This window comes from Dactylosporangium sp. NPDC051087, from assembly GCF_055586325.1.
On the sequence record NZ_JBVJIJ010000044.1, the window covers coordinates 13,834 to 29,564 of the forward strand.

Here is a 15,731-nt window from a genome sequence, read left to right on the forward strand (position 1 = left end):
AGACTATTCGCCATGACGGTCGTCGTGATCGGGGCGGGCATCGCCGGGCTGGCCTGCGCCCGGGCGCTGCACGACGCCGGCGTCGCGGTGCGGGTCCTGGAGCGGGCCGCGGCGCCCGGTGGCCGGCTCGGCGGCGACGTCGTCGACGGACGCCCCGTCGACCTCGGCGCCGCCTACCTCACCGCGTCGGACCCCGGGTTCTCGGCCGTCGTCGACGGGTGGCACGCCGCCGGCCTGGCCCGCCCCTGGCCCGGGGACTTCCAGGTGTACGGGCCCGCTCCGGCCGGACGGACGCAGCCGGTGCGGTGGGCCGCGCCCGGCGGGCTCGCCTCGCTGGCGGCGCGACTCGCGGCGGGGCTCGACGTCACCTGTGGGGCAGCTGTCAAAGACCTGACAGTTTTCGATGGCCCGGTCGTCCTGGCGATGCCGGCCCCGCAGGCGGCCGAGCTGCTGCCCGCCGCGGCCGGGCTCGCCGCCGCCCAGGACTGGCAGCCGTCCCTGGCCGTCGCGCTGCGCTACGACCGCCGGGACTGGAAGCCGCTGACCGGCGCGTTCGTCAACGGTCACCCGGTGCTCACCACGCTGTGCGACGACGGGTCGCGGCGCGGCGACGGCGCCCCGGTGCTGGTGGCGCACACCACACCCGGGTTCGCCATCGAATCGGCCGCCGGCGACGTTGAGGCCGCCGTGAGGGAACTGCTGGACCTGCCCCGCGCCCCGGTCGCCGTGGCGGCGAGGCGCTGGCCGCACGCCCGCCCCTCCCGGCCCTCCGATTCCGCGTTTGCGCAGGTGGAGGGCGTGTATCTGGCGGGCGACGGATTCGGGCGGCCCAGGGTCGAGGCGGCGTGGCTGTCCGGCCGTTCGGTTGCTCGCGCAATGCTCGATTACCAGAATCCGAAAACTCCACGAACGGCCAGCCGGGCGAGGTAGCCTCGTGGGCGCCAACGCTGTTGATATGTCCACAGTGGACCGATTCGGTCCCCGTGTTATTCATTCATGTCGGTCGGGGAACACATCCGAGGCCGGCGGCGTTCGTTACACAACCACAGTCACCAAGAGAGGGTGAACGCCATGGCCATCAGCACCGACTACGACGCGCCACGCCACCCCGTCGGCACCGACCTCGCCGAGGACAGCCTCGAGGAGCTCACCGCCAGGCGGGCCAACGCCCAGTCGCCGTCCGTGGACGTCGACGACAGCGAGGCGGGCTTCGAGCTGCCCGGGGCGGAGCTGCCCGACGAGGAGCTCACCGTTCCGGTGGTCCCGATGCGGCTGGACGAGTTCCGCTGCTCCAGCTGCTTCCTCGTGCACCACCGCAGTCAGCTCTCCCGCGAGAAGAACGGCGCTCCGGTCTGCCGCGAGTGCGACTGACCGGGTGGGGTCCCTGACGCTTCAGGGGCGGCGGGCCGGCACCCGGACACGGGTCAGGTCCTCCGCCACCACGACCTCACCGCCGAACGCGTCCGCCGCCTCCCCGGCGAAGCGCGTCGGGTCGTCGTAACGCTGTGAGAAATGGGTGAGCACGAGGGTGCGCACCCCGCACTCGGCCGCGACCCGGGCCGCCTGACCAGCCGTCAGGTGCCCGTGCGCCGCGGCCAGACCGGCGTCGGCGTCCAGGTAGGTGGACTCGATCACGAGCAGGTCGGCGCCGTCGGCCAGGGCGTACACGCCGTCGCACAGCCGCGTGTCCATCACGAACGCGAAGCGCTGGCCGGGACGCGGCACGCTGACCTCCTCGACGGTCACCGCCCGGCCGTCGACCGTGACGGTGCCGTCCCGCTGCAGTGCGCCGACCGCGGCACCCCGCACGCCGTGCTGCTCGAGCTTCTCCGGGAGCATCCGCCGGCCGTCGGCTTCGTTCAGCCGGTAGCCGTACGTGTCGATGCCGTGGTCGAGCCGGCGGGCCTCGAGGGACCATTTCGGACTTTCGGCTACAACTCCGTCGTTGCCGACCGGCACGGGGTCGATGTCCGCGACGTCGTAGAAAACGGACGCGTGGCGCAGCCGGTCGAAGAACTCCTGCCCGCTCGCCGGGTAGTGCGCGGCCACCCGGTGCGGCGCGCTGTCCAGGGAGATCCGCTGGATGACCCCCGGCAGGCCCAGGCAGTGGTCGCCGTGGAAGTGCGTGACACAGATCCGCGTGATGTCGGTCGCCGACACCCCCGCGTGCGACATCTGCCGCTGGGTGCCGTCCCCCGGGTCGAAGAGGATGCCCTCGTCGTCCCAGCGCAGGAAATACCCGTTGTGGTTCCTGGCCTTCGTCGGCACCTGGCTACTGGTGCCCAGCACCACGAGCTCCCGCACCTGCACTCCTCTGCGGCAAGGCCGTCAGAACACTCGAACCTTTCCGGCGACCTTACAGTTACGCCATGGTCGATGACTCCTCATTTGCGCTCGTGCTCGGTGGCGGCGGCATCACCGGCGTCGCCTGGGAGATCGGCATACTCACCGGCCTGGCCGAGGCCGGGGTCGACCTCACCCGCGCGACCCTGGTCGTCGGGACCTCCGCGGGGTCCGTCGTCGCCGCGCAGATCACCAGCGGCATGCCGTTGCCGCAGCTGTACGAGCGCCAGCTCGCACCCGCCACGGGTGAGATCGCCTCGAAGTTCGGGGTCGCGACGATGCTCCGGTACGCGGCGGCCGGCCTGCGCCCCGGCGACGACCGGCAGGCGCTGCGCAAGCTCGGGCACGCCGCGCTGACCGCCGACACCGTCCCCGAGCAGGCCCGCCGCGACGTCATCGCCGGGCGCCTCCCCAGCCACGACTGGCCGGCCGCGCCCCGCCTGCTGATCACCGCCGTGGACGCCGAGTCCGGCGAGGAGGTCGCCTTCGACCGCGACAGCGGCGTCGACCTGGTCTCCGCCGTCACCGCCAGCTGCGCCGTGCCGATCGTCTGGCCGACCGTCGCCATCGACGGCCGCCGGTACATGGACGGCGGCTCCCGCTCCGCCGCCAACGCCCACCTCGCCGGGGGCTACGGCCGGGTGATCGTCCTCGCCCCGACGACGACCTCGCTGCGCCGCTCCGGCCGGGTCGCCACCGAGCTCGCCGCGCTCGGCGCGGGCGTCCGCTCGGCCGTCGTCTCGCCCGACGCCGAGGCGAGGACCGCGATCGGCCGCAACGTCCTGGACCCGGCCCGCCGGGCCCCCGCCGCCGAGACCGGCCGCCGCCAGTCCGCGGCCGCGCTGGAAGCGGTCGCCGCCGTCCTGGCGCCCTGACCCGTCAGCCGGCCGGGGCGGTCGGCGCGGCGCCGCAGACGAAGCGGGGCTCCGGGTCGTAGCGCCAGGAGAAGCGTTCCCGGCGGATCTCCTTGCCGTCCTGCTTGAAGACCCGGAAGGCCTCCTGGGTGAAACCGGGCAGCCCGTCGGTCGGGTTGCAGTCGGGTTCGCGCAGGTACGTCGTCGTCGGCTGGACCGTCTTCGTCCGCGGCCCGTACTCCAGGGCGATGTCGTAGCGTTTCGTGCCGTACAGGGTGACGGTGATCGACGTGTCGGTGGTGGCGGTGTCGATGAGCACCCCGGTCGGCGAGTCGTTGCGGAAGCGCAGGTCCAGCGACGGGTAGACCACGGTCGCCTCGATCACCGAGGGGTAGCGGTCGAACCAGTAGCTGTGCGGGCGGTGCTCGACGTCCTGCAGGCCGGCGTAGAAGACGGCGTTGAACAGGGTCGTCGCGACCTGGGACACGCCGCCGCCCGGCGAGTTCTTGATCTTGCCGTCCTCGATGCCGGGCGCGTCCACGTAGCCCTTGGCGTGGGTGCGCTGGCCGACGTGGCCGTTGAGGGAGAACGTCTGCTCCGGCAGGACGACGGCGCCGCGCAGCGCCTCCGCCATCGTGCGGATGTTGACGACCCGGGGCTGCCCGGCGACGAACTTCGTGGTGAAGGACGACAGCTGCTCCTTCACGCCGAGGCCGCCCAGCTGCGTCGCGGACACCGCGGCCGGCTTGGCGGCGAGCCCGACCTCGACCCGGCGCGGCGTCGCCGACGTGCGCAGCGCCGCCAGGATCGCCGGGGTGGCGCCGGCGAGGTCGGCCTGCTGGCCGTCGACCTGCGGCCGGACGACGGGGCGGCCGCGCTCGACGGCGAACGTCGCGTCGGTCGCGGCGACCTCCGTCTTCGCGAACGCCGGCACGGCCTTGCGGAGCGCGGCGACGTCCAGGGACGGCTGGACGAGGCCGTCGGCGTCGGACTCCAGCTTCAGCGCCGCCGCGATCGCCGTCGCCGGGACCGTGACCTCGCCGCGGGGCGTGACGACGACGAGGGGCGCGGCGACGGCGGGCGTCGCGAGCTCGGCGACGAGCCGGTCGACGTCGGCCTTCGTGCTGCGCGGCACGAGGTCCACGACCGGGAACTCGACGGTGGCCTTGCGCAGCCAGCCCGCCTCCATGACCGCGGCGACCCGGTGCCGGTCGATGCCGCGGCCGCTGACCGGGTACACCGCCAGGGGGCGCTGCTTGTCGAATCGGACCGCGGGCAGCACCGGCGCGTCGCCCTGCGTGCCGAGGTGCGTCATCAGCGCCTCGTACAGGCGGTTGGCGTCGGCGCGGACGACCGGCTCGACGCTGATCCCGCCGTGCAGCCACGCGAACGGCCCGGGCGTCGCGGCGACGGCGCGCGCGACGGTCTCCTCGACGTCGAGCACCAGGCCGACCGAGCCCGGGTCGACGGTGGCGGCGGCGATGCCGACGCGGACCGGGACCGCGGCGGCGACGCGCTCGCGGAGGGTGTCGCGCAGCAGCCGCACGGCCTCGCCGCGGGAGTGCCCGCCGAGGTCGACGCCGAGGACGTGCACGCCCCGGTCGACGTCCTTGGCGTAGGTGCTGACCGCGGTCACCACCGGGACCACGACCAGCAGCGTCAGGGTCGCGGTGAGCCGGCGCCGCCGGCGGGCCCTCGCGCGCCGCACGATCGGCGGCACGACGCGGCGCTCCTGCGGCGGGTTGGGAGCCAGCCGGCGCAGCCGGGACAGCAGGTCCGTTGCCATACGACCAACAATGCCCGATTTGTTCTTTCTGTCTGGCTCGATCGGCCCCGATGTCCCCCAACGTGTCACTGCGATGGCGCCGCGTACTGCGGTTATGCCGTTCTCGGCCCGGCGGGCCCCTTCCCTGGCCACCGGAAGCGACACTGATGGCCCTCGCTGGCAGGATGTACGGGTGCGGCAGTTCAGGATGTTGGCCATGCGCGTGCGCTCGCCCGAGGCGAGTGCCGCACTGGCCCATGCCGCCCGCCGCCTCGACCTGCCCGTCGCCCAGCTCCCGGGCGACCCGGCCGAGGTCACCGGCCTGCGCTCCGCCGACGGCGTCGCCTGGCGCGCGGCCGGCGGCTACCTGACCACGCTCATCGCCGGCGGTGTCGACATCCGGCTCTCCGGCGCCAACCCGAGCTGGTTCGCCGGTCTCCCCCGCGACGTCACCGGCCGCGACATCAGCCTGGTCAGCGTCGGCGAGGCCCCCGACCTGGTCGGCCCGCGCCCGGCGGTGGCGAAGCTCGCCGACGAGAAGCACCCGGCGTTCTCCGCCGCGTGGGTCCGCAACGCCGACGATCTGCGCAACCGGCTGCGCACCGCCCGGCTGCCGGCCGACAGCACGCTGATCATCATGGACCACTGGCTGGACCTCGCCTCGGAGTACCGCGTGTTCACCATCGGCCGGGAGCCGGTCGCCTGGTCGCCGTATGTCGTGGAGGGCGAGGAGTGGAGCCCGACGCTGCGCCACCACCGCGCGTCCTGGCACGACGAGGCGGCCACGTTCGTCTCCCTGATGCTCGCCGCCCTGCCCGACGACGACGTCCCGCCGACCGCGGTCATCGACGTCGGCCGCACCGAGTCCGGCGAGTTCGCGGTCCTCGAGGTCAACAACGTGTGGAGCTCCGGGCTGTACAGCTGCGACCCCGACGGCGTCCTGCGCGCCGTACTGGCCGCCAACGACCCCGACTGCGCGCCGCGCTGGCGCTGGCAGCCCGCCCCCGCCCTCGGCGCCTGACCCGGTGGTCGATCTCGCGGGGCGGCTGAAGGTCGGGTTCCACTGGCGGGGCGGGCCGCACGTCTCCTACGCGGACGTGACCGAGTGGTGGCGCGACCCCGTCGTGCTGCGGGACCTGCCGGTGGCTCTGGCCGCGCTGGTGCCGGGGACGCCGACGCTGGTCGCCGGGCCGGTGTCGCGGGGCAGCCTCGTCGGGGCGCTCGTGGCCGCGCACCTCGGGGTGGGGCTCGTGGAGGTGCGCAAGAACGACCGCGTCGCGTCCGGCACCGACCCCGCCTATCTCCGGCGGGCGCTGCCCGGCTCGTACCATGGCGGCGGCGGGACCATGAGCTTCCGGCGCGGCCTGGTCAGGCCCGGCGACCGGGTGCTGTGCGTCGACGACTGGGTCGAGCAGGGGGTGCAGGCCCTGGCGACCCGCGAGATGGTCCTCGAGGCCGGGGCGGAGTTCCTCGGCACCGCCTGCGTCGTCGACGACATGGACGACCCGGCGCTGCGGGACCTGCTCGGCGTGCGGGCGCTGCTGCGCGCGGAGGAGCTGTGAAACCCGGATGACAGGTCCGGGACACTGGGAGGCATGACCGGCCAGCGAAGCGGCTCGGGCCGGTCATCAGGACATCAGTGCTGGGTCATGCGCCCGGAACGAAGTGAGGACGTATGACACCGGACAACGTGCTGCTCGCCGGGATCGTCGGGTCGACCGCCTACGGCCTGGCCGGGCCCGGGTCCGACATCGACCGGCTCGGCGTGTTCGCGGCGCCGACGGTCGCGTTCCACGGGCTGCGGCAGCCGGTCGAGTCGCGGGTCACCTCGCACCCCGACGTGACGTTCCACGAGGCGCGCAAGTACGCGTCGCTGGCCCTCGGCGGGAACCCGACGGTGTCGGAGCTCATGTGGCTGCCGCCGGAGCTGTACGAGACGCGCACGCCGCTGGGCGACGAGCTCATCGCGATCCGCGCCTCGTTCCTGTCGGCGAAGCGGATCCGGGACGCCTACCTCGGCTACGCCACGCAGCAGTTCCGGAAGCTGGAGTCGCGCGGCGACGGCTCGTTCTCCTCCGAGACCCGGCACCGCACCGCCAAGCACGCCCGGCACCTGCTGCGGCTGTGCTGGCAGGGCTACACCGCCTACACCACCGGCGAGATCGTCATCAGGCTCGACGACCCGCGGCGCTTCCTCGACTTCGGCGAGCGGGTCGCCGGCGGCGACATCGAGTCGGCCCGCACGATGCTGGCCGGCTACGAGGCGAAGTTCGACGCGACACCGGGCGTGCTGCCCGCCGAGCCGGACGAGCGGGCCGCCGAGGACTGGCTGCTGCGCGTCCGCGCCGCGTTCCTGCCTACCTGAACACTTTGCGGTAGGCGGCCGGGGTGGTGTCCAGGGCGGCCCGGAAGCGGCGGCGGAGATTGACGGCGGAGGACAGGCCGACGCGGGCCGCGATCGTCTCCACCGGCAGGTCGGTCTCCTCCAGCAGGGCACGGGTGCTGGCGATCCGCCGGTCGAGCAGCCACCGGCCGGGTGAGATGCCGAGCTGCTCGTGGAAGTGCCGGTTGAGGGTCCTCGGCGACAGCCCCGACCGCGCCGCCAGATCCGGCAGGGTCAGCGGCCGGTCGAGGTTGGCGGCGATCCAGTCCAGCAGCGGCGCCAGGGAGTCGGGGACCGGCCCGGTCGTCGGCAACGCCGGGAACTGCCGCTGGTGACCCTCCCGCTGCGGGGCCGCGGCGAACTGCCGGCCGATGCGCATGGCGAGCGCCGCGCCGTGCTCGCGGCGGACCTGGTTGAGGCACAGGTCGACGGTCGTCGCGGTGGCGCCGGCGGTGGCGACGTCGCCGTGGTCGACGTAGAGGACGGTGGCGTCGGCACGGACCTTCGGGTAGTGCCGGCTCAGCTCGCCCGTCGCCTCCCAGTGCGCGGCGGCGGTCCGCCCGTCGAGCAGGCCCAGGCGGGCCGGGACGTGGATGCCGGAGCAGATCGCGACGATCCGGGCGCCGCGGGTGTGCGCGGCGAGGACCGCGCCGGCGAGTTCCTCGGACAGGTCCGGGCCGGGACACCACCCGGCGACGAGGACCGTGTCGGCGTCGGCCAGGGCCTCCAGCCCGGCGGGCACGACGACGTCGACGCCCATCGTGGTGCGGATCGGGCCGGGCCGCTCGGCGCAGAGCCGGAAGTCGTAGTGCCGCGGGATGTCGGGGCCGTGGTCGCCGAACACCGCGGACGCGCACGTCACCGGATACATCTCCTGGTCCGGTCCGAGGAGGGCGACGACGCGGTTGAGCCTTTCGACCATGGCACGAATGTACCCAATGATGTCGCCACCGGCGCCTGTGCGGGGACCCGGCCCCGGCCAGAATTGCGATCATGGACAGTACCGCGGTCATCACCCGCGCGCCGGTGACCGGTCCCGCACCACGGCTGTGGACCAGGGATTTCACGTTCTACTTCGCGGCCAGGGTGGTGTCGCTGCTGGGCGACGCGATGATGCCGGTCGCCGCCGCGCTCGCCGTCGGCGCGATCTACGGGGTGTCCGGGGTTGGGTACGTTCTTGCCGTCTGGACCGCCCCGTTCGTGCTGTTCGTGGTGTTCGGCGGCGTCTTCTCCGACCGGGTCGGCGCCCGGACCATGATGATCGGCGCCGACGTGGTGCGGACCGCCACCCAGGCCGCGGTCGCCGTCGCGTTCTTCGCCGGTACCCCACCGCTGTGGCTGCTCCTCGCGGCGTCGGCACTCGCCGGAGTGGCGGCGGCGATGTTCCAGCCGGGCGTCAACGGCATGGTCCCGCTCGTCGCGAAGGACCCGCAACGCGCCAACGGCACCCTCAAGATCGCCGACGCGGCAACGCAGCTCGGCGGCCCCGTCCTCGCGGGCGTGCTGATGACACTGACCGGTGCGGGCGCCGTCTACGCGGTCGACGCCGCCACCTTCCTGCTCAGCGGTGTGTGCCTGACCCTGATCGCCCGGTCCCCCGCCGTGCCGCGCGCCGCCTCCGGCGTCCTGGCCGACCTGCGGCGCGGCTGGACCGAGTTCCGCTCCCGCAGCTGGATGTGGTCGGTGATCCTCGTCTGGGTGTTCTTCGGCCTGTTCGTCTTCGGCCCGTACATCCCGCTCGGCTCCCGCCTGATCGGCGAACGCCTCGGCGACGCCGCGTACGGCTGGACGATGGCGGGCCTCGGCTGCGGCACCGTCCTCGGCGGGCTCGTCGCCATCCGCTTCCGCCCCGCCCACCCCCTGGCCGCGGGCGGGGTCGCCCTGATCGGCTTCGCCGCCGTCCCGCTGTCGGTGGCCCTGGAGCCACCCCTCCCCGTCCTCGTCGCGGGCCACATCCTCGGCGGCTTCTCCTGGGCCTTCTGGTCCGTGATGTGGTCCACCAGCGTGCAGACCCTGGTGGCCCCCGATGTCCTGAACCGGGTCACCGCCTACGAGGTCGCCGGCTCCGTCTCGGGCGTCGCCGTCGGCCAGGCCCTGGTCGGACCGGCCGCCTCCGCCGTCGCCCCCCGCGACCTGCTACTCCTGTCCACCGCCGTCACGATCGCCGTCTGCGCCGCCGTCCTGCTCATCCCCCCGGTCCGCCGCCTACGCCGCGCCCCCACCCAGCCCTAGGAGCTGTTCGGGGTTCGGATCATGTGGTTGAGGTAAGGAGTTTCAGCCACATGATCGAGCCTCGGAGGTGGAGTCCGGCCTGATAGCTGTCCGGGTCCTTGTCGTAGCGGGTAGCCACACCACGCCAGGTCGTGAGCCTCTGGAAGCAGCGTCCGACGGTGTTGCGCCGCTTGTAACGCTGCGTGGCGAAGCTGACGGCCGTCCGCCCGCCGACCCCTTCTTCGTCCGGTTGGCCTGCTGGTCGGACTCCTCCGGGATGACCGCGGTGATCCGGCGTCGGGGCCAGCCCACACCGATCACCATCACGGGGCCGCTCCCGCCGCCACAGCTACGGACAACGCGACGGTTCCTGTCTGCCGCACCCTCTTCTACCCACCAACACCCACGCGATCCTGCCCGCTCCCCGACCCACCGACCCGGCCGTGCTCACCGGCGAAGGCACCGACCACCACAGCGGCGCGGGTCGGGCCGACGTCCGGGTCACCCCCTGCAGGCCGATCACGTCGACCGCCGCAACGCCTTCAGTGCGAGCTGCCGTGGTCGACCGGTTCCCGCACGAACACCACCCCAACCGGCCGCGTCAGGCCCTCGACATGGCATTTCCCGCCGACCGATTCCGGCCCGACACCACTGCCGACGGCGCGGCGCTGCCGCCGTTGAAGCTGCCCAGCATCCTGGCCCTGCCTCCAGCATCCCGCCGTCGCTGTCGCCGTCACCGCGCCGCAGGCGTCGTCTGGCCGACGGGTCCGTGGTGCGGATGAGTTCGATCGGATTTTTGCCGCCGGCGGGAAACCGGCAGTTGCTTGGGGACAGTTCTGGCCCGGCCCGCTCCGGCATGCCGGGCCGCCGACGCGGACCTCGTCGGCCGATCGACCGGACCGTCAACACTGCCGGCCGCATGTCCCTGGGCATGTGGCCCTGGTGGCTGAGATCGACGACCGCGCCGCAGGCTGCGACGCACCACCGACCTGCCCGGCACCCGGATCAAAGGCAACAGGCGCCGCAAGACCGACCTCCTCCGGCCGAGTCGCTCAGCCCCACCAAGATGCACGACGTCGGCACGCCGCCCCCCACGCAAAACTGGGCTCCGTGCCCCAGGTTGTCGCTGGATGACGACGATCGTGGGTTCCTGACCGGCGCCGGCGACGACGACCGTGAGGGGTTCGCCTTCTTCTGCGACCTTGATCCCGTCTTCCTGCTGCGGTTCGAGGAAGAGAGCACTGTCGCCGTGACTGTGCACCCCGCCGGCGAGCATCGCCGGTTCGCCCTCACCGAGCGCATCGGACCGGCTTGGCGGTCCCGTCATCACCGCCATGCGGACGATCCGCTTCCGGGGTTCAACGCAACGGGCTCGAAGCAGCGTTGTATGTGCAGGCAGCTTCGGCGAAAGGCGTGCGGTTGACGTTTGAGGAGTCCCTGACCCGCTTCGCGGGCGCGGTGACCGGTGACCGGCATCGCGACGAAGACGTGCGGTCCGACACGGACGCCGTTCTGCGGCGGACGGTTTTCGGCGGGTCGATCGCTGGCGTCGCCGCGGTGGTCGTCATCGCGTTGGTCTGGTCGGTCGGGGCGCGGCAAGCGTCGGCCACGCAGGTCGGGCAGTCCGGCGCCGTGCGGGTGTCCGCTCCATCGTTCTTGTCCAGCGGGCCGGCGGCCGTCGACGGGTGTGCTGTCATGCCCTTGAGCGAGACGCTCGCACAGGCGCGGCAGGCCGGAGCGTCGATCGTCCTCGCGCGTGGCACGCTGACCGGACGCAGCGCCGTTGAGTCCGAGGTACAGGCGGAAATGGTGCTCGACGGCGTTGAGACGCTCGCCGGGCCGCCGGTGGCGGAGCGCACGACCGTCTGGCTTTCGACGGGCAGAGGACCGGCCGGGCCGGTTCCGGGTTCCGCCGCCGGTTCGCTGTGGGGGACGGACGGCGCGTTGTTCGGCATCTTCTGGCCACAGCGGCTGACCGAATGGCCGACCGGCGCGACGCTGCGGGTCGCGCCGGTCGTCGACCGGCAGGTCATCTTCAGCAACGCCGGCTGCTGGGGCGTGGAAGGGCAGCGGCGGCCCTTCGCCGGGAAGCTGGCCGAGGTTCCGGGCTCCGGCTCTTACGCGCGCGCCGCCACGACCGGCTTCACCGTGGTTGCGCTCGACACCGTCAGGCGTGCCGCGACAGGCTGAATGACGGCGTCGCTACCGGGTGCGGACGAACCCCTTCGGTGCCGTAGGAATCCGGATGCGGGACGCCGGTGCCGGCTCGGGGGTGGTCGGCTCCGGGCGGAGCAGGGTGGACTCGTCGTAGCGGTCGGAGTCCTCGTGCCAGCGGATGATGCCCGACATCCAGTCCTGCAGCTGGCGCACGTACGTGTCGATGCCGGCCCGGGCGGTGGCCGGCAGGCGCAGGTGCTCGTACAGGGCGGGCAGCTCGACGGCGACGATCCGCTCGAACTGCTGCATCCGGGCCGTCATCAGGTCCCGGACGACCAGGGCGGCCTGGTCGCGGGAGATGTCGAGGAAGTGTTCGACGACGAGCACGATGTTGTGCAGCTCGCCCTCGAACTCGATCTCCTTCTGGTACGAGAACAGGTCGTTGACGAAGCACGCGTAGTCGCTCGCCGCGGCCTCCAGGTTCTGGATCGGGCGGGTGTCGTACACCTCCGCGGGGACCTGCCGGCCGGTCCTGAAGCGGCTCAGGCTCATGGTCAGGTCGGAGCCGAACGTGCGCCGGCGCATCTCGATGTAGTCGACGGGGTCGGGGATGCGCCGCTCGTGCTGGTTCTGCAGCTCCCACACCCAGCTGTCGAGCATCACGTCGACCGTCTCGCGGAACTGGGCCCGGTGCCCGGGGTCCATCGGCGCGGCCGTGCGGGGCCACAGGTCGGCCAGGCCACGTTCGAGGGGGCTCACCGGTACACCGGCGGAAACCAGATCCAGCGGCATGAACGTCTTCAGTCGCGCCACCATCGCCCGGGCGCCGTCGAGGTCGCCGGTGGGGCCGTAGACCTGCGGGAACCAGTCGTCGCCGTAGGTGCCCCAGCTCAGCCACTGGGTGCCGAGCGCCAGCTCGTCCTCGGTGCCGTCGGGGTTGAGCGCGCCGGCACAGACCGCGAAGTCGAAGCCGGTGAGCATCCGCTCCGTCCACACCGACGGCGCCTTGACCGCCGGGGCGGCGGGGCGCGGCACGACGTCGAAGAAGCCCATCGCGCGGGACCAGTCGACGACGCTGCGGCGGGCGGAGTCCAGGTGCGGGTTCTGCCGCGACCGGTACGGCATGTACAGGTCGGGGACCGGCAGCGGGCCGACCTTCCGGAAGGGGCTGAGGTCGTAGTGCCGCACCCGCGTGCTGCTGGTCAGCGACCGGAGCCGGGCCGCGGCCGTGCCGATCCCCATCGGGCCGCCGAGCGTGAACTGGCCGGACGGGCGGACCTCGCTGTTCATGTACCGGCTGGAGCGCATGTGCCACTCGTGGCCGCCGGCCTGCCAGTCCTGCAGGCCCTGCGCGTACTTGAGGACCCGCAGCCGCTCGGCCGGGTCGAGGGCGTGCTCGGCGAAGAGCGGCTCCAGCTCGGTCACGACGGTGTGCTCGAACTGCTGCAGGCGCGACGTCAGGATCTCGTTGGTCTTCTCGGCGGCCTGCTGTGCCCCGTAGCCGAGGAAGCGTTCCAGGACCAGCACGCAGTTGGCCAGTTCGCCTTCCTGCTGGGTTTCCCGTTCGTACGAGAAGAGGTCGTTGCGCAGGTGCACGCCGTCGGCGAACGTGTCCTTCAGGACGCGCAGCGGGCGGCTGTGCGCGACGCGCGCCGGGATCTCCGCGGCGGTGGCGTATTCGACGAGGTTCGCCGACCAGGGCGCGCCACCGACCTTGCGGCGCATCTCGATGTACTCGATGGGGTTGGAGACGCGGCCGTCGTTGATGTTCGCCAGCTCCCACAGCGACTCCTCCAGCAGCGCCCGGGTGCTGTGCACGAAGCGGGCCCGCCAGTCCGCGGACATCGCGGGGACGGTGCGCTCCCAGAGCTCCTTGAGACCCTTCTCGACCGGGTTCGTGGGCTCCTCGGTGACCGCGCCGTGCAGCGGCATGAACATGCGCAGCCGCTCCAGGTACGTCTCTGCGCCGCGCATGTCCTGGGTGCGCTTGAACACGTCGAGGAAGTGGTCGTCGAAGAAGAACACCCAGACGTACCAGTCGGTGACCAGGTCCAGGGCCCGCGCGGACGCCTCCGGGTGCGTGTAGGCGCACAGCAGCGCGTAGTCGTGGTCGTCCAGGTCCTTCTCGTCCCAGATGCCGGAACCCTCCACCATGCCCATCGACCGCGCCCACGCCTTGGTGTGCGTGCGGGCGCCCTCCAGGTTCGGGTTCAGGCGGGCCGGGTACGGCTGGTAGAAGTCGGGCAGGGTGAACGGCTGCTGAGTCACTGCGCTTCCTAACGTGCGGTGCCGTCGTCGACGACATCGGTGAATACGTCGACCGTGACGCTCTCGCCGCGCTGGAACGGGAACTCCAGCTCGTAGACGGCGAACAGCATCAGCGCCGACATGGCGGCGAGCAGGGCGATGATCGTGAGGTACTCGCCGCTGCCCTTGACCCCGAACATCAGGGCGTTGGCGAGGGTGAGCACGTCGCCGACGATCAGGGCGAGCCACATGACCTTCGGCAGCCCGGCGGACGCGGCGGCGAGCCGGGCGTCCCGGTTGACGGTGAGCGCGCGCAGGTCGGCGCGGGCCTCCGACTGCCGGTTCACGGCCGCCTCGTCGCCGCCGGGCAGCGGCGCGTCGACGGTCTTCCACAGCTTGGAGATGACGGCGCTGCCGGCCTTGCCGACCGGATCGCCCTTCGCCATCGCCGGCCACTCCTGCTGCTCGACGATGCGGACGTACTCCCCGGTCAGCTCCCGCATCGCGGCGCTCTCGGCGGCGGGCAGCGTGTCGGCGTAGTGGTTGAGGTCGACGACGGCGCGGGCCTCGGCGCGGCCGCTGTCCTGCGCGCCGTCCCCGGCCTCCCAGACACTGACGATCACGAACGTCATGAGGATGGCGTAGAGGACACCGATGATCGCGAATGCGATCCCGGCCACGTCGTTGTTCTCCTGGCGGTCCTCGACCGGCACGAACCGTTGCACAGCAAGGCCTGCGGCGATCGCGACGGCCACGGCGACGGCCGTGACGATCAGGCCGCCGATCAGGATCTCACCGTTCACCGGCGCCTCCCTCAGTTAGGGTGATCATGCGTTTTGCGGCTTTTGTAGGGAGTCTTCGATGCGTGCATTCCGCTGGTGTACGGCCACCGCCGCGCTGGGCGTGTGCTGGGCCGTGCTGCCCGCTCCCGCGTTCGCCGCGCCGGCCGGCGCCCTGCCGGAGGGCCTGCTGTGGGTGTCGCAGGCGCCGGGCGACAACGGCTCGACGCTGCACCGGGTGACGTCCGCGGGCACCGTGACGCGCACGCCGCTCGGGTACTCGGTGAACGCGATCGGCTGCGCGGGCGACGGCATCGTGTTCGGGCTCGCGACCGCGCGCGCCGGGCGGAAGCTGCCGGAGAGCCCGCACGTGGTCCGCATCGCCGGCGCCGGGCGGGTCACCGACCTCGGCGCGGTGCCCGGGACCCGGCGGGCGGCCGGATATCCGCTGTCAGACGGGTACGGCGGCACGGTCGTCACCGAGGGCGGCCGGGTGCGGCTGCTCGTCGGGACCGCCTCGGCGCTGCGGCCGGTGGAGGTCACGCCGGAGGCGTTGCGGCTGCTGCCGGCGCGGAGGCTGCCGGCGCTGCCGTACGCCGGGGACTGGGTCGTCGAGCCGCGCAGCGGGGACCTCCTCACCGTGGCGGCCCGCGACGGCCGGGCGCAGCTCGTGCGGGTCACTTCCGCCAGGGCAACCATGACGCCGTTGCCTTCGGTGCTGCCGGGCAGGTCGGCGTACGGCGGGCTGGCACTGCACCCGGACGGGACGCTGACCGCGTTGTTCAACCAGGCGGCGGGGCCGGGCGCGGGGCCGGGGACGGGGCACGGGCCGGGTGGCAGCGCCCTGTTCCGGATCCCGCTGCCGGATCCGGCGCGGGCGGTGAAGCTCATGGACCTGGGCTCGGTCACGTCGTCGGACGCGACCGCCTGCCCCGTCGCCCGGGCCGCCGAGATGCCCGTTCCCGTGCCGGTCGTGCCATCTCCGGTGCCGT

15 protein-coding genes are annotated in these 15,731 nt (G+C 72.8%); 10 read left to right on the forward strand and 5 right to left on the reverse strand.

Going from position 1 to position 15,731, the window contains the following annotated elements:
- Positions 1 to 12 precede the first annotated feature (12 nt).
- Together ACZ6TV_RS49645 and ACZ6TV_RS49650 are read left to right on the forward strand one after the other, a co-directional pair.
- A complete protein-coding gene (locus ACZ6TV_RS49645; RefSeq protein WP_465307699.1) occupies positions 13 to 930 on the forward strand; it encodes an NAD(P)/FAD-dependent oxidoreductase in 918 nt (305 codons plus the stop codon).
- Positions 931 to 1,077: 147 nt separating this feature from the next.
- Complete coding sequence (locus ACZ6TV_RS49650) at positions 1,078 to 1,371, forward strand: DUF4193 domain-containing protein (protein WP_327011695.1); 294 nt, start codon at positions 1,078 to 1,080, stop codon at positions 1,369 to 1,371.
- A gap of 21 nt (positions 1,372 to 1,392) precedes the next feature.
- Here ACZ6TV_RS49650 and ACZ6TV_RS49655 read toward each other — a convergent pair whose 3' ends face one another.
- On the reverse strand, positions 1,393 to 2,310 hold the full coding sequence (locus ACZ6TV_RS49655) for a ribonuclease Z (protein WP_465307701.1): 918 nt from the start codon (positions 2,308 to 2,310) through the stop codon (positions 1,393 to 1,395).
- A gap of 59 nt (positions 2,311 to 2,369) precedes the next feature.
- On the opposite strand from ACZ6TV_RS49655, the gene ACZ6TV_RS49660 reads away from it, so the two are divergent.
- Positions 2,370 to 3,218: a patatin-like phospholipase family protein gene (locus ACZ6TV_RS49660; RefSeq protein WP_465307703.1), complete on the forward strand. Its 849-nt coding sequence runs from the start codon at positions 2,370 to 2,372 to the stop codon at positions 3,216 to 3,218.
- A 4-nt stretch (positions 3,219 to 3,222) separates the two neighbouring features.
- On the opposite strand, the gene ACZ6TV_RS49665 is transcribed toward ACZ6TV_RS49660, so the two are convergent.
- Positions 3,223 to 4,983 (reverse strand): VanW family protein, encoded by a 1,761-nt coding sequence (locus ACZ6TV_RS49665; RefSeq protein WP_465307705.1) that lies wholly within the window; start codon positions 4,981 to 4,983, stop codon positions 3,223 to 3,225.
- Positions 4,984 to 5,179: 196 nt separating this feature from the next.
- Here ACZ6TV_RS49665 and ACZ6TV_RS49670 point away from each other — a divergent pair, with 196 nt between their 5' ends.
- The 3 genes from ACZ6TV_RS49670 (at position 5,180) to ACZ6TV_RS49680 (ending at position 7,327) form a co-directional block, all read left to right on the forward strand.
- Positions 5,180 to 5,983, forward strand: coding sequence for an ATP-grasp domain-containing protein (locus tag ACZ6TV_RS49670; RefSeq protein ID WP_465307707.1), 804 nt, complete (start codon positions 5,180 to 5,182; stop codon positions 5,981 to 5,983).
- Positions 5,984 to 5,987: 4 nt separating this feature from the next.
- Positions 5,988 to 6,524 (forward strand): hypothetical protein, encoded by a 537-nt coding sequence (locus ACZ6TV_RS49675; protein ID WP_465307709.1) that lies wholly within the window; start codon positions 5,988 to 5,990, stop codon positions 6,522 to 6,524.
- Positions 6,525 to 6,637: 113 nt separating this feature from the next.
- Positions 6,638 to 7,327, forward strand: a complete 690-nt coding sequence (locus ACZ6TV_RS49680) for a nucleotidyltransferase domain-containing protein (protein ID WP_465307711.1) — start codon at positions 6,638 to 6,640, stop codon at positions 7,325 to 7,327.
- Here ACZ6TV_RS49680 and ACZ6TV_RS49685 read toward each other — a convergent pair.
- Positions 7,320 to 8,267, reverse strand: a complete 948-nt coding sequence (locus ACZ6TV_RS49685; protein ID WP_465307713.1) for a GlxA family transcriptional regulator — start codon at positions 8,265 to 8,267, stop codon at positions 7,320 to 7,322. The genes ACZ6TV_RS49680 and ACZ6TV_RS49685 overlap by 8 nt on opposite strands.
- Positions 8,268 to 8,338: 71 nt before the next feature.
- Here ACZ6TV_RS49685 and ACZ6TV_RS49690 point away from each other — a divergent pair, with 71 nt between their 5' ends.
- The 3 genes from ACZ6TV_RS49690 to ACZ6TV_RS49700 all read left to right on the forward strand — a co-directional run bounded on the left by ACZ6TV_RS49690 (position 8,339) and on the right by ACZ6TV_RS49700 (position 11,746).
- A complete protein-coding gene (locus ACZ6TV_RS49690) occupies positions 8,339 to 9,577 on the forward strand; it encodes an MFS transporter (RefSeq protein ID WP_465307715.1) in 1,239 nt (412 codons plus the stop codon).
- Between the two features lie 1,045 nt (positions 9,578 to 10,622).
- Positions 10,623 to 10,979 (forward strand): hypothetical protein, encoded by a 357-nt coding sequence (locus tag ACZ6TV_RS49695; protein ID WP_465307717.1) that lies wholly within the window; start codon positions 10,623 to 10,625, stop codon positions 10,977 to 10,979.
- Positions 10,976 to 11,746 (forward strand): hypothetical protein, encoded by a 771-nt coding sequence (locus ACZ6TV_RS49700; RefSeq protein WP_465307719.1) that lies wholly within the window; start codon positions 10,976 to 10,978, stop codon positions 11,744 to 11,746. Before ACZ6TV_RS49695 ends, ACZ6TV_RS49700 begins: the two co-directional genes overlap by 4 nt.
- Positions 11,747 to 11,758: 12 nt before the next feature.
- Here the strand turns inward: ACZ6TV_RS49700 and ACZ6TV_RS49705 are convergent, their stop codons facing one another.
- Positions 11,759 to 13,981 carry a terpene synthase family protein gene (locus tag ACZ6TV_RS49705; RefSeq protein WP_465307721.1) on the reverse strand — a complete coding sequence of 741 codons (2,223 nt, stop codon included), beginning with the start codon at positions 13,979 to 13,981 and terminating at the stop codon, positions 11,759 to 11,761.
- An 8-nt stretch (positions 13,982 to 13,989) separates the two neighbouring features.
- Positions 13,990 to 14,763: a bestrophin-like domain gene (locus ACZ6TV_RS49710; protein ID WP_465307723.1), complete on the reverse strand. Its 774-nt coding sequence runs from the start codon at positions 14,761 to 14,763 to the stop codon at positions 13,990 to 13,992.
- Positions 14,764 to 14,821: 58 nt separating this feature from the next.
- On the opposite strand from ACZ6TV_RS49710, the gene ACZ6TV_RS49715 reads away from it, so the two are divergent.
- On the forward strand, positions 14,822 to 15,731 hold a 910-nt coding region (locus ACZ6TV_RS49715), incomplete at its 3' end, for a DUF6923 family protein (RefSeq protein WP_465307725.1).

Bases quoted from the DNA above. Each gene is read 5' to 3' on its own strand.
- ACZ6TV_RS49645 (WP_465307699.1), top strand. From the start codon at position 13: ATGACGGTCGTCGTGATCGGGGCGGGCATCGCCGGGCTGGCCTGCGCC.
- ACZ6TV_RS49660 (WP_465307703.1), top strand. From the start codon at position 2,370: ATGGTCGATGACTCCTCATTTGCGCTCGTGCTCGGTGGCGGCGGCATC.
- ACZ6TV_RS49665 (WP_465307705.1), bottom strand. From the start codon at position 4,983: ATGGCAACGGACCTGCTGTCCCGGCTGCGCCGGCTGGCTCCCAACCCG.
- ACZ6TV_RS49670 (WP_465307707.1), top strand. From the start codon at position 5,180: ATGCGCGTGCGCTCGCCCGAGGCGAGTGCCGCACTGGCCCATGCCGCC.
- ACZ6TV_RS49680 (WP_465307711.1), top strand. From the start codon at position 6,638: ATGACACCGGACAACGTGCTGCTCGCCGGGATCGTCGGGTCGACCGCC.
- ACZ6TV_RS49685 (WP_465307713.1), bottom strand. From the start codon at position 8,267: ATGGTCGAAAGGCTCAACCGCGTCGTCGCCCTCCTCGGACCGGACCAG.
- ACZ6TV_RS49690 (WP_465307715.1), top strand. From the start codon at position 8,339: ATGGACAGTACCGCGGTCATCACCCGCGCGCCGGTGACCGGTCCCGCA.
- ACZ6TV_RS49695 (WP_465307717.1), top strand. From the start codon at position 10,623: ATGCACGACGTCGGCACGCCGCCCCCCACGCAAAACTGGGCTCCGTGC.